At 36.5% G+C, this 12524-nt stretch carries 13 protein-coding genes and 1 pseudogene; 2 read left to right on the top strand and 12 right to left on the bottom strand.

The features are described from left to right. Positions 1-69 precede the first annotated feature (69 nt). Positions 70-1119: an ABC transporter permease gene (locus AsFPU1_RS16725; RefSeq protein ID WP_124975694.1), complete on the top strand. Its 1050-nt coding sequence runs from the start codon at positions 70-72 to the stop codon at positions 1117-1119. Positions 1120-1127: 8 nt separating this feature from the next. Continuing rightward, positions 1128-1418, top strand: a complete 291-nt coding sequence (locus AsFPU1_RS16730; RefSeq protein WP_124975697.1) for a hypothetical protein — start codon at positions 1128-1130, stop codon at positions 1416-1418. Positions 1419-1607: 189 nt separating this feature from the next. On the opposite strand, the gene AsFPU1_RS16735 is transcribed toward AsFPU1_RS16730, so the two are convergent. The 12 genes and pseudogenes from AsFPU1_RS16735 to AsFPU1_RS16790 form a co-directional block, all read right to left on the bottom strand. Further along, positions 1608-2264, bottom strand: coding sequence for an IS630 family transposase (locus tag AsFPU1_RS16735; RefSeq protein ID WP_124975699.1), 657 nt, complete (start codon positions 2262-2264; stop codon positions 1608-1610). 30 nt (positions 2265-2294) lie between these two features. Further along, positions 2295-2525: a type II toxin-antitoxin system HicB family antitoxin gene (locus AsFPU1_RS16740; protein ID WP_124975701.1), complete on the bottom strand. Its 231-nt coding sequence runs from the start codon at positions 2523-2525 to the stop codon at positions 2295-2297. Between the two features lie 7 nt (positions 2526-2532). Continuing rightward, a complete protein-coding gene (locus AsFPU1_RS16745) occupies positions 2533-2766 on the bottom strand; it encodes a type II toxin-antitoxin system HicA family toxin (RefSeq protein WP_124975703.1) in 234 nt (77 codons plus the stop codon). Between the two features lie 898 nt (positions 2767-3664). Continuing rightward, the gene (gene ftsY, locus AsFPU1_RS16750; protein ID WP_125061142.1) at positions 3665-5017 is read right to left on the bottom strand and encodes a signal recognition particle-docking protein FtsY; all 1353 of its coding nucleotides are present in this window, start codon (positions 5015-5017) and stop codon (positions 3665-3667) included. A 28-nt stretch (positions 5018-5045) separates the two neighbouring features. Continuing rightward, positions 5046-5540, bottom strand: coding sequence for a HAMP domain-containing protein (locus tag AsFPU1_RS16755; RefSeq protein WP_227875727.1), 495 nt, complete (start codon positions 5538-5540; stop codon positions 5046-5048). Positions 5541-5551: 11 nt separating this feature from the next. Continuing rightward, positions 5552-5896: a slr1659 superfamily regulator gene (locus tag AsFPU1_RS16760; protein ID WP_124971269.1), complete on the bottom strand. Its 345-nt coding sequence runs from the start codon at positions 5894-5896 to the stop codon at positions 5552-5554. Between the two features lie 63 nt (positions 5897-5959). Continuing rightward, a complete protein-coding gene (locus tag AsFPU1_RS16765) occupies positions 5960-6559 on the bottom strand; it encodes a slr1658 family protein (RefSeq protein ID WP_227873356.1) in 600 nt (199 codons plus the stop codon). Between the two features lie 5 nt (positions 6560-6564). Beyond that, complete coding sequence (locus AsFPU1_RS16770) at positions 6565-7617, bottom strand: chemotaxis response regulator protein-glutamate methylesterase (protein WP_124971272.1); 1053 nt, start codon at positions 7615-7617, stop codon at positions 6565-6567. Next, a complete protein-coding gene (locus AsFPU1_RS16775; RefSeq protein ID WP_124971275.1) occupies positions 7614-8801 on the bottom strand; it encodes a PP2C family protein-serine/threonine phosphatase in 1188 nt (395 codons plus the stop codon). The genes AsFPU1_RS16770 and AsFPU1_RS16775 overlap by 4 nt, the downstream gene beginning before the upstream one ends. 325 nt (positions 8802-9126) lie before the next feature. Then, a complete protein-coding gene (locus AsFPU1_RS16780; RefSeq protein WP_124971278.1) occupies positions 9127-10485 on the bottom strand; it encodes a mechanosensitive ion channel family protein in 1359 nt (452 codons plus the stop codon). Between the two features lie 9 nt (positions 10486-10494). Then, positions 10495-11757, bottom strand: a complete 1263-nt coding sequence (locus tag AsFPU1_RS16785) for a sugar ABC transporter substrate-binding protein (RefSeq protein WP_124971281.1) — start codon at positions 11755-11757, stop codon at positions 10495-10497. A gap of 194 nt (positions 11758-11951) precedes the next feature. Then, positions 11952-12509 (bottom strand): annotated as a pseudogene (locus AsFPU1_RS16790) (YqeG family HAD IIIA-type phosphatase); the annotation flags it as partial. Between the last annotated feature and the right edge of the window lie 15 nt (positions 12510-12524).

Raw genomic sequence — 12524 nt, forward strand, 5'->3', positions numbered from 1 at the left:
GTAAGTCTTTTTGCTTCACTCGAAGATATAATCATGGCTGATAATTCATATATATAGGGTTAATAAATTATGACTTCGACTCGTTCTACTCAAGTAAATAAACAATTAACCCGACTGCAAAATCTGTTAACCAATGACACTGTATTTTATGTTTTCAAACGAACTCTACAGGGTTTTTTAACCTTACTTTTAGCTTCTTTTTTGAGTTTTGTTATCATTCAACTTGCTCCAGGAAACTTTCTTGATACTTTACGCCAAAATCCGGCAATTTCTCCTGAAACTTTAGAACAATATAATATAATATTGGGGTTAGATCAACCTTGGTATATTCAATATTGGAAGTGGTTAGTTCAAGTAGTGACTCAATTTAATTTTGGCTATAGTTTTGTTTATAAACGTTCGGTGAGTTCTTTATTAGTAGAACGAGTAAATGCTACTTTATTATTAGCCATTTCTTCAATTATTTTAACTTGGTTAATTGCCTTACCGTTAGGAATTTTAAGTGCGGTTAAACAAAGTAGTTTAATTGACAAGGTGTTACGAGTGGTTAGTTATTTAGGGCAAGGGTTTCCTAGTTTTATTACCGCTTTATTCTTATTAATTGTTGCTCAAAATGTTTCCCCTATTTTACCTGTTGGGGATATGACCAGTCTGAATTTTTCTGAGTTATCACCCCTGGGTCAAATCTTAGACATTGGTTGGCATATGATTTTACCAACTATTGCTTTAAGTATTACCAGTTTTGCCGGTTTAATGCGGTTAATGAGGGGACAAATGCTCGATGTTATGCGACAAGATTATATTCAAACAGCCAGAGCAAAAGGATTACCTGAAGATAAAGTTATCTATGTTCACGCATTAAGAAATGCCATTAACCCCTTAATTACCTTATTAGGATTTGAATTTGCTAGTTTATTAAGTGGGGCATTTATTGCCGAATTTTTCTTTAATTGGCCAGGGTTAGGACGGTTAATTTTACAAGCAGTAATAGCTCAAGATTTATACTTAGTAATGGGAAGTTTAATGATGGGGGCAGCTATGTTAATTATAGGGAATTTATTAGCTGATTTATTACTTAAATTTGTTGATCCTCGTATTAAATTAGAAGACCTCAAGTAATTAGAATTATGTTATCACAAACCCACTATTTAGTTCGTTCTAGAAGCGATGGCAAATATTTAGTTGCTCGTATAAATCAAGAAGGAAATGAAACTCCTTTGAGTTATTTATTATTGTTTCAAGAACATTTTGATGCCTTAAGTTATCTGAATACTCACGGTTCTAATGTTAGCGATCGCTTTTCAGTAGAATCAATTCCCGGAACTCAATTAAAAGGCATTTTACAACGATGGGGATTTGATGGAGTAGGATTAGTTAGAGATCCTTTAATTCCTCGTGTTGAATTTTTATCACTTTAGAAAACTTATAATTATTGTTTTACACAGACAAGTTATGCTAAATTGTTATAAATAATAGGCTTTAACTCTAAAGAGTTAAGCTATAGAAACAAAGGTTGCCTACGCAACCTAGCATTTAGTCCGCGCTCGTCGGACTTAGTTTTTATAGAATCAGACTTTAGTCTGTTATTATAGCAACCGCCAAGGCGGTTAGGACACTGTGCGAAGCACATCTTCCATGGCATCCCGGAGACAGTCAAACTGACTAATTTTTTTACGAATTCGACTCTTTAACCATGACCAGCATCGCTCAATTTTATTAAGGTCAGGTGAATAAGGTGGCAAGTATTTTAACTGGCAACCAGCAGCTTCAATTAATTCTTTAATACCTCCACCTTTATGAAAGGTAGCATTATCGGCAATCACTATTTGACCCGGTTTTAGTGATGGGATCAAACAAGTTTCTAGCCACGTTTCAAAAACGATTCTATTACAAGCTCCTTCAACAGTAAACGGAGCGAACAGCTCTCGATTACACAAGGCAGCAATCATATTAACTCGTCCTTCCCTCCTCCCACTTTTGAGTGCATAAAAACGTTTTCCTCTTTCATTATAACCATAGCCATAATCTTCTCTATTATCCATGCCCGCCTCATCTATATAAACTCTTTGCTCAGGTTTATATCTAGCTATTTCTTCAGAGAATTTCTGTCTAGCGAAGTCTCCTGTTTCTTTAAGACGCTTCAGCCATAAATCTATGGTATTACGACTAATGTTGAATAGTTCGCTTGCTTCACTCTTTTTGAGTCCATCAAGCTCGGTGCTTTCGCACTCGCGCAGCGAGAAGGTTTTTAAAAACCCCTGCAAGGTCTTAAACTCAGAATAAAGTATTAAAGATTAAGCAGGCAGAGGAATAGAATCTTGATATTGAATAGCAGTTTTTAGCCATTGTTGCTTTGCGTCTAGAATATTATCCATTGCTTCTTGGAGAGTTTCTCCTGTAGAAATACAACCGGGTAAATCTTGAATGATAACTGTATAACCTCCTTCTTCTTCAGGATAAAAAGTAATTGGATAGTTAACATTTAGATAATCTTCTAAGGTTTTGAGAGTAGGAATAGTCTTCATGGTTCTATTACTCTAATTCTAGGAGTTTTACGATTTGTTTTAGGTAAGTTCTTTTTACGGTTTGACCTCCTTTTTTGGGTATAGTAATTTTTAGCTTGTTTTCAGAACGAAAAGTGTGATGACTCCCTTGGTTAGAAATCTCTTGAAAGCCAAAGTTCGTAAGAATATAATACACTTCATCATAGCTTAATTCCGGTGGATCTCTCAAGAGTTTTTGAATCAGTTTTTCTAGTTTACTCATTAAGAATTAGTAGAGGGATTTATCTTAAATCAGAATAAAAATAGAGGTCAACCACGCCGCAAGATGCCTGTGCCACATTGACCCCTGCTCAATTAAGGGTCTATATGCAGACATAAATAGCCCATTATACCTTTACTATTACAAAAAAATATACAATAAGTAGTATGCTTCTGTCAAGCCCATTCCCTCGTTCCTTATTAAGAATATTTCTTAGATTTTTTGTTCACAATGAACATTTTTGCCAGTATTTTGTATTTAATCTTACAGTTTTTGGAGAGAAAAATAATATTAAAGATACAAATATGTTACAGGGTTATTAATTACCAAAGCTTTTCAATAGTATAGATTTCGGTTTTTCGGTATACATTATGCCAAATTATCACAAATAATAGTCTTAACTCTTTAGAGTTAAGCTATATAAACAAAGGTTGCCTACGCAACCTAAATATAGTCCGCGCTCGTCGGACTTAGTTCTTGTAGAATCAGGCTTTAGCCTGTTATTTATTATTCGTTTTTCTGGTTTTTCTTGTCTTATTGAGTTGAGTTAGAAGGATTAAAATTGCGATCGCTGTTCTGTACCCCATATAACTTGATTCTAAAAGCAATAAATAATTTTCTAAAATAGATATAAGGTTTTTAAAAACCCATGCGAGGTCTTAAATCCTAATCAAGACCTACCTTTTCAGCCAAGTCGGGAATTTTGTCGATCGCTGGTTTCCAATCCTGTAGACGGGTTTCGATGACAGCTAATCATTCTTTAATCTCCGTTTGACCCTTCTCAATACCAGTCAATCGAGTATCTAAAGCTTTTTGACTGCCGATGATTAAGTCTTCTAATCGTTTCAGGTCATTTTCTGTTACCGTTGACATCCTGTTATTCTCCAATTAGATATCGATATTAACCATTCAATAAAGCTTCCACAAACTCATAACTAGAAAACGGCCGCAAATCCTCAATACCTTCTCCGGCCCCAATAAAACGAATCGGTAAATTTAATTGTTGCGCCACAGCTAAAGCGACACCCCCTTTAGCCGTCCCATCCAACTTAGTTAAAACCACTCCACTCAATTTAGCAGACTCGGCAAAAACTTCCGCTTGACGTAGACCATTTTGTCCCAAAGTCGCATCTAATACCAGCAAAGATTCTACATGAGCATTAGGAGCTTTTTTATCAATAATACGGCGAATTTTACTTAATTCTTCCATCAAATTCTTTTTATTTTGTAACCGTCCTGCCGTATCCACCAACAATAAATCAATCTGACGCGCTTGAGCAGCCGCGATCGCATCAAAAACAACCGCAGCAGGATCAGTATTTTGACCAGGATTAGCAATTACTGGAGTATTACTTCTTTGTCCCCAAACCTTTACTTGTTCAACCGCCGCAGCGCGAAAAGTATCAGCAGCAGCAATAACACAACTGTAACCCGACTTTTGTGATAAATGGGCTAATTTGCCGATAGTTGTGGTTTTTCCGGCCCCATTAACCCCCGTGATTAACCAAATATTGAGAGTATCCTTTTCAGGAGCAAACCCAGGATTTTTGACCTGTTGTAAGGGACGGTCTAAAATATCCCGTAAAATCGCTTTTAAAGACTCTATGGCTTGTTCTGGGGGTAAAGCTTCCTCTCTCAATTGAGTTTGTAGGGTATTGATAATATAATCCGTCGCTTCCACCCCCACATCCGCTTGCAACAGTAACGCTTCTATTTCCGTCACAGCGTCTTGATTAAGAGGCCCTTGACCAACAATAGCCTTAAGTTGGTTAACGAGGTTACGGCGCGTTTTTCCCAGGCCTTGACGTAACCGTTTCAACCAGCTAATTTCTTCAGCAGAAATATCGTCAGGGGTGCGACCTTGGGCGGCTAATACTTTAGCAGACCAGACAAACTCCTCGTCAAAAGCTAATTCTGGTGTTTCTGGAACTGTTTCTGTTTCCAGGGCCGTTTCTTTGAGGATGTCCAAACGTTCAGATTTTTGCATCCAAGCAGGTAATGCTTCGGTGACTTCTTGCGGTTGAACTTCAGGGGTTTGAGGTTTTTCTGTAGGATTGTCTAAAGTTTCGGGTTCAGGTGCGGTTTCTTGACGTTGTTGAATATTTTTGTAAGCAGTTTTAGCCCAAGTCAGATAGTCATCTTGACTGGTTTGGGGAGTTGGGGTTTCAACTGGGGTAGGTTCAACTTCTGGGGTTGAGGTTGGTTCTTCGGGTTGACTAGATTTTTGAGTTTGACGACGAAACCAGTTAAACATAAGACTTAAGTATAATTTTTATTGTTTATTAGGTATTCTTTTTGGTTCGGCTATCTTTAATTTTTTGAATTTTTTGCTTTAAATTTTTAAAAGAATCTGTTTGTACAATTTCAGCAACTTGTTTTTGTTGTCTCCCTTTATCAATTTCAATGCGTAATTCTTCAACTTGTTGTTGTAATTTACTTTCTCTTATTTTAACTTGTTCTGCCATATTCTGAAACACCCGGGCCAGTTGACCTAATTCGTCTTCTCTGGCCGACACATCATTAAGACTAGCGATCGCAAAAGTTCCTCCTTCTACTTCGGCCGCCGCCTCTGTAATTAATTTAACTTGCTGTAAATATTTCAGCATTATTTGATTTTTTTGATAGATTTCATTTTCGAGATCAGTAGAGTGTTCCGTAATGGTATCCAGAAGAATTTCTAAATCTTCTTTATCATTTTCTAACTCTCCGATGCGTTGTTTTAGTAACTCTATTTCTGTGTTTAACTGTTCTTGAGATGATATATCTTTAGACATCATTTAATTAAAATTTATTCAAATTCTAGAGTCAAAGTAGGCATTAACCGTTGTAGATTTTTCAAGGATTTATCTTGCCAAGCGATAGCTTTTGAACCTTTCACGCAAATAACCATGCTACCTTTTTTACGGACATTAATGACAAATTTAGAGAGCATACTAATACCAGAACTGTTTAAAAATTCTAGCCCTTTTAAATCGAGTGTAATGACAGGCTTATCTTCCTGGACTACATTATTAAGTAAGTCAACAATTGGCTGATATTCTTCCATTCCACTTAATCTTAAAGAACCTTTAAAACTAACGGTTACAGTTTCAGAATCATAATCAATTGTACAACCCTCTGTTGTGATGTTCATAGTTAATAACTCCTTAAATTTGATCTCGTTTAAATCACCCTGATTCTAGCCATTTCCCTGAGATTATACTTGTAATTTTACCATAGTCTTTACCGTTAATATAGTTTCATTATCTTGGTTATGAATAATTTTCCAGCCTAGGGTTGCGCCATAATCACATCTAATAGTAATTAATCCTAACCCTGATGCTTGACCATCATCTTGTTCTGCGAGTTTCTCCATATGATTAACATATAACTCGTCTGGGTCAGAACCGGTCAAGTTTTCAATAACCTGATGTAACTTGGGCCAGCCCTCTATATTAATACAATTGGTAGAAAATAAAACGACTGTATCTTTGAGCAAATGAATACCAAATTGAATAGTATCATGTAAAGTTTCATCATGAAACTTCATGGCATTTTCCAATAGTTCATTAGCAATATAACTGACAGCCCCTTTCAATTCCTTTTGCCGATTCATGGAGGCAGGGTCATCTTCTTGGGCAGGAAAAAAGGTAGTTAAATAATCTGCCACAAAATCCGCAGATAAACCATTATTACGCCATCGTTGTTTCAGGGGAATAGAAGAAGGAGAAAAGCTAATCACCAAAAATTGATCACTAGCGGGTAACTCGTCTTCAAAATCTCCATAAATCTCAGAATCTTTCATCGGTTTTTTCATATAAATTAGGAAGTATGGATCACTTTTTTAATCAAGGTTGGGGCAATTTCTAAAAGAGGTAAAACTTCCATAGCTGAGTCCATTTCCACGGCCGCTTTAGGCATTCCGTAAACGACACAACTACTACGATCTTGAGCAATGGTGTGCCATCCTCGTGAACGTAATACTCCCAATCCAGTCGCCCCATCTCGTCCCATTCCTGTTAATAATACCGCAATACCCTTTCGACTCCAATATTGAGCCACACTCTCACAAAAAACATCCACAGAGGGACGATAAGGATTATCCTGGGGCTTCTTAGTGTATGTTAACGTTAAATTGGGACGTAATACTAGATGATCGTTCGTTCCTGCTAACAAAACCGTTCCAGGGACTAACTGATCTCCTTCAACTGCCAAACGAACTGTCAAAGACCCTTGTTGATTTAACCATTTGGCTAACCCTGGTGCAAACTGACTATCCACGTGCTGAATAATGACAATAGCGGCCGTAAAATTAGCAGGCAGTTCCGATAAAATAGTTCCTAATGCTTTTGGCCCCCCAGTGGATGCCCCCAGAATAATCAAAAAGGGTATGTTTCGGGGAGGATGAGAGACTTTACTTAAGGTTGTCCCTCCTCCTGGAGAAGAAACATCGGAGGTGTGGGTATGTTTTGAACGACGCTTACCAATTAAAACCCCAATAGTAGCAATTTTATTGAGTAAAGTTTGAGACACTTCTCCTAGTCCAGAAGTCCCTAATGGGGGTGTATTCACCGCATCTAAGGCCCCATATCCCATTGCTTCAAAGACTTTGGCCGAGTTTTGTTGAACATTGGCTGTGACAATGAGGATAGCACAGGGAGATTGTTTCATAATCATGCGCGTTGCTTCTACCCCATCGACATCTGGCATAATCATATCCATTAAAATCAAATCAGGGGGATCAACAGCACATTTGGCGATCGCTTGAGAGCCATTATGAGCGATCCAGGCTATTTTATAGTAAGACGCTGAAGTAACTATCCGTCGTAGCACTTCCACTGCCATCACCGTATCATTAACAATTGCGATCCTCATTTTTGTTTAATCACCAGTAAGGTGATGTCATCAAAGACGGTATGATTGCTGATGTGTTGCCTAACATCAGCGATCGCGGCCGTTTTAATATTTTCGGCGGATTGTTCCCAGTTTTGACTAATAACTTGACATAAACGATCAAGGCCGTAGAGTTCTCCGGTTACATTTTCTGCCTCTGTAATACCATCAGTATACAAAACCACTACATCTCCAGAATTTAAGTGAATCTCGGTTTCTCCTAAAAAATCGGTAATATCTGCTTCTAATCCCACTGGAAAGCCTAAATCTATTGTATCAACAATTTCTACTTCTCCTGCCTGACGCACCACAATAACCGATTCATGTTGTCCACTCAGTCGTAGACAATTATTTTCATAGTCTAACAAAGCCAGGGTCAAATTTTTATCAGAATTAATTCGTTCTACATTGTCATAAATAGTGCGATTAAGGGCAGCCCAAAATTTAACCATATCTGTTTCATTATGGGTCATTAAAGTGCGAATAGCCGTTTGCACCATAATCATTACTACACCACTTTCTAACCCGTGACCAGTCACATCGCCAATACCAATTTTCACCCGACCATTGTAATGTAAAACATCGTAATAATCACCTCCAACATCACTAGCAGGTTCCATGAAACCAGCTATTTCTAATCCTTCAATTTGTTCTAACTCGGTTTGTTTTGGTAAAATCATCTGCTGTAGACGACGGGTAATTTCTATTTCTGCACTCAAGCGTAAATTTTCTTCTTTGAGTCTTTCTTCTGCTTTTTTGCGTTTTAATAAGTTAATATAAGCTGCCGAATGATAACGAATGCGAGCAATTAATTCCATTTTATCAGGTAATTTTACCAAATAGTCATTAGCCCCTAATTTAAAAGCTTCAGCTTTAATTAAAGGTTCTTCTTTACTTGACAAAACAATTAAAGGAGTTTCGTGAGTAGGTGCATCTTTGGCCCGCAAAAATCTGACCAACATCAAACCTTCGATGTCGGGCATAACTAAGTCTTGTAAAATCACGGTAGGACGCACTTCTCGCGCTTGTTTAATGGCTTGAGTAGGATCACGACAATAATAAAAAATAATGTCAGTTTCGCTGGCTAACATACGACGAATGGCTTCACCAATGGTAGGTTGATCGTCAATAAGAAGAACTTTAATAGAGGAGTCAGAGTCAGTCATCAGTCAGGTTAAAGTCAATAAGTTCGCGCCGCGAGCAAATCCTTTCTCTAGAATAACCTAGTGCAGTGACAGAAGAAGAATATTTGGTTCTACCGAACTTGTCATGTAAAATTAATAAATCAATACAGGCTAAAGCCTTATTCTATAAGAACAAAGGCTGTCTACACAGCCTAATTTTAAGCCTGGGTAGCCAGGCTTTTTACATAAATCAATGATTTTCACAAAAAAACTAAATAAACCCACCCCTACTACCTTTGTTACTCAAGCATTACGACTATATCAAAATCTGCCCCGACTGTGCAATTAATTTTGCTTCGATACTTATTTAAGTCCTCTCCAGAAACTCAGAATTATTTTCTTGAGTTCCATTACGAATATGTAAGTCGCGTTGAGGATAAGGAATTTCAATATTATTTTCCTTAAATGTTTGCCAAATTTCGCAAATCAAATTACTGGTAACAATCTTCTTACTCAAAGGATTATCAATCCAAAATCTTAATTCAAAATCAATACTAGACTCTCCAAAATTAATAGCGAATGCTATCGGATTAGGTGATTTTAATATCTTTTCATTACTATCAGCTACTTTTAACAAAATTCCTAATACTCTGTCTGGATTACATTGATAACTTGCTCCAACAATTAAAGAACAGCAAATCAAAGAATTACTTCCAGTAAAAGTTGTAATATCTTGAATAAAAAATACTTGATTAGGTATAATTTTTTCAGAATTATCTCGTATAACTTGAACTGTTGTCGCCCTGATTCCCAACTTTTTTACTTGACTCATTTCATTATCTATGCTAATAATATCTTCTGGTTTTAAAGCTCCTTCAAATAAAAGCCAGATACCACTAACAAAGTTACTAATTACTTCTTTTAAACCAAAACCAATACCTACAGATAAACCCCCTGTAATTGCAGCGATCGCCGTAGAACTAACACCAACGTAGCCAAAAATCAAAACAATGCCTAATCCGATTAAAAAATAACGAAGAATTAGAGAAATTGCTTGAATAATTTTGGGATTATTGTTAATTTTAAAAGAAAAAATACAAAATAATAATTCTTCTAAAAGAAGACAACCAACAATCCAAAAATATAAACCTCCTAAGGTAATAAAAACTGTCGCTAAAGTAACAGAATCTCCAAATAATTTAATTAAAGAAATTTGAGATAAAGTTTCCAAATTAGTGAAAATATTAATAATTTTAGTTAAAATGAAAATAAAAAATAAAGGAGCAAAAAAACGATGATGATAGTATTTAACTTTCACTCTATCAAATAAAGTATACAGAAAAATTAAGAATATACGATAAAAGCAATAAATCCCTAAAAGTTTAATGCTGTCTGTTAAATATCCCAAAAACAAGCCTTGATGGAAAAAAACAATTTTTAGTAAATTAACGATTAATAAACAAAGTAATGGAGGGATAAGATAATGAAATAAAGCTGCTCCACATTGTTGCCAATAGAGTTGTGAATTTTGTTGACAAAATTGACTACTTTTAGGAAATCGCTGACAAAACTGATACCATAACCAGCGAGAAATAAACCAAACAAGAATAATTGACAAAGCAATAGCTAATAGTTGTACTTGAACGGCAGGACGTTGTAAAACAATCGTAATTTTCAGCCATTCTTCCCAAAAATAACTAACATCAAGTATCAAATTGGTTTCCATAAATTATCCTCATTGCGATTGCTCAAATTGAGTATTAATTACTTGATTAATTTGCCAACCAGCCTCCTCAGCAGTCAGTTCTCCTTCTAAGATTTTGTGATAAAGAATATCGGCGTATTTCCAAATTGCTTGATTTTGATCTCCTTGATCGAGAGAAACCACAACCCCAGTTTTAGATTGTTCAACTAATACTGCTTGCATAGGAAACAAACGAAAATCAACTGTAGCATTTTTATTAACAGGAATGAGAAAAGGAACTTCTACTTGAATCTTTTTTTGAGATTGACGATTACTCAAAAACTGAGATAATTTTAGAGCAAGTTGATGTTGATTAATATTAGAAGCCCTATTAAAAATAAAGCCCACTGTCCATAATGGAGGAGTTGCTGGTTGATTTTCTCGACCAGGTAATAAAGTTACCCCTAGATTATTATTACCCAAAGCTTCTGTGAGGCTAGGAAGCCAAGTTGATGAACAAGTAATATAACTTAATTTCCCTTCAATAAAAGTTTTTTGCAGGATATTAGCCTCTTCAATCATAAAAAAATTAGGTTCATTTTCTGCATCCTTAAGCCATTGCATCCACTTTGCCCAACCTTTATTTTCCCCCAAAACAAGACGATCTGATTTATCAAATAGTTCACCACCAAAAGCCCCTGTTCCCCAAAAAGCTTCTCGGAAACCTGAGTGTAAACCAACAGAATATCCTTGACGTGCTTGAGTAATTAAATCATCTAAAGTTTTTGGTATTTCTTGTACCTTGTTTTTGTTATAACAAAGAACTTGAGTAGCTAAATTAACCGGTAAGGCATAAAGTTTACCGTGATAGCGTACTTGTTTAAGAGTTTCAGCGCGAAATTCAGATAAATCTAGCTGTTTTTCATCGAGACTTTTGATATATCCTAAGCGAATGAGTAAGGGCAGTTTATCCGTTAATAAAGCAACAGAAAAAAGATCTGGTCCTGCCCCCCTTTCAATTTGTTGACTAAATTTAGATAAATTTTCATCGGCTGGCACAAATTCTGTAACGATTTTTACCCCAGGATTGAGTTTCATAAATTGCTCAATTCTTTCGGTGACAATTGCTTTAAATTGTCTGCTTTGCTTTTGTGTTAATCCTAAGGGAATTTCTGCCCATCGTAAAATCTCTCCCCTAAGAGGTGTTTGGGATGATTGACTTATTGTCCCTGGGTTACTCGTACAACTGTTGAGTAACACAAAGGTGAGCAGTAAAATAGTCAGGAGTAAACTTTTAAGAGAATGTTTGATCATAGAAGGGCATTAAGAGCATCTGCTGGTTCTACCGGACAAACTATGCTAAATTAATAATGAATAAAAGGCTAAAGCCTTATCCTATAGAAACGAAGTCCGACGAGCGCGGACAGCCATTCTAGGTTGCGTAGGCAACCTTTGTTTGTATAGCTTAACTCTAAGCGAGTTAAAGTCCATTATTGCTGTTTTCAAGCTTAAAATTTACTATCTGAATGATCTCGATGCAGCAGATGCTTAGCCGCACTGAAAGACACCCCTAACTTTTGCGACACCCACACCTCAAAATTATGGATCGGATAGGAAGGAGTTGTCATCGGGTCAACCATCGGTTCCACTAGAATAGTAAACATTCCCAGACGATTTCCTGCCAAGACATCCGTAAACAAACGATCGCCCACCATGGCCACATGAGACACCGGTAAATTCATAGCCGCGATCGCTTTTCTGAGTTTACGTCGAGAGGGTTTGATCGCACCTAAAAGGTAAGGTAACTGTAAACTATTAGCAATGCGGCTAATGCGATTTTCGCTAACATTATTACTAACTAACCAGATGGGGGTATTATGACGAATGGTATCAATCCAAGCCATCAGGTCATCAGAGACATGGCTTTTTTTGAGGGGGACTAAGGTTTCATCCACATCTAAGATTAATCCTTCAATATGATAACGTTTGAGGATATTGGGGGTTAATCCTAGAATGGTATTGCCTAAAATTAAATCGGGCTGTAACAACTTGGCCTTAGTCATGGGTTGAGTTAAATTAAA

It is taken from the genome of Aphanothece sacrum FPU1, assembly GCF_003864295.1.
GTDB classification, from domain to species: Bacteria; Cyanobacteriota; Cyanobacteriia; order Cyanobacteriales; family Microcystaceae; genus Aphanothece_B; species Aphanothece_B sacrum.

Excerpts from the sequence above, each read along its gene's own strand:
- AsFPU1_RS16725 (WP_124975694.1), top strand. The coding sequence starts at position 70 with ATGACTTCGACTCGTTCTACTCAAGTAAATAAACAATTAACCCGACTG.
- AsFPU1_RS16730 (WP_124975697.1), top strand. The coding sequence starts at position 1,128 with ATGTTATCACAAACCCACTATTTAGTTCGTTCTAGAAGCGATGGCAAA.
- AsFPU1_RS16740 (WP_124975701.1), bottom strand. The coding sequence starts at position 2,525 with ATGAAGACTATTCCTACTCTCAAAACCTTAGAAGATTATCTAAATGTT.
- AsFPU1_RS16745 (WP_124975703.1), bottom strand. The coding sequence starts at position 2,766 with ATGAGTAAACTAGAAAAACTGATTCAAAAACTCTTGAGAGATCCACCG.
- ftsY (WP_125061142.1), bottom strand. The coding sequence starts at position 5,017 with ATGTTTAACTGGTTTCGTCGTCAAACTCAAAAATCTAGTCAACCCGAA.
- AsFPU1_RS16755 (WP_227875727.1), bottom strand. The coding sequence starts at position 5,540 with ATGATGTCTAAAGATATATCATCTCAAGAACAGTTAAACACAGAAATA.
- AsFPU1_RS16760 (WP_124971269.1), bottom strand. The coding sequence starts at position 5,896 with ATGAACATCACAACAGAGGGTTGTACAATTGATTATGATTCTGAAACT.
- AsFPU1_RS16765 (WP_227873356.1), bottom strand. The coding sequence starts at position 6,559 with ATGAAAAAACCGATGAAAGATTCTGAGATTTATGGAGATTTTGAAGAC.
- AsFPU1_RS16770 (WP_124971272.1), bottom strand. The coding sequence starts at position 7,617 with ATGAGGATCGCAATTGTTAATGATACGGTGATGGCAGTGGAAGTGCTA.
- AsFPU1_RS16775 (WP_124971275.1), bottom strand. The coding sequence starts at position 8,801 with ATGACTGACTCTGACTCCTCTATTAAAGTTCTTCTTATTGACGATCAA.
- AsFPU1_RS16780 (WP_124971278.1), bottom strand. The coding sequence starts at position 10,485 with ATGGAAACCAATTTGATACTTGATGTTAGTTATTTTTGGGAAGAATGG.
- AsFPU1_RS16785 (WP_124971281.1), bottom strand. The coding sequence starts at position 11,757 with ATGATCAAACATTCTCTTAAAAGTTTACTCCTGACTATTTTACTGCTC.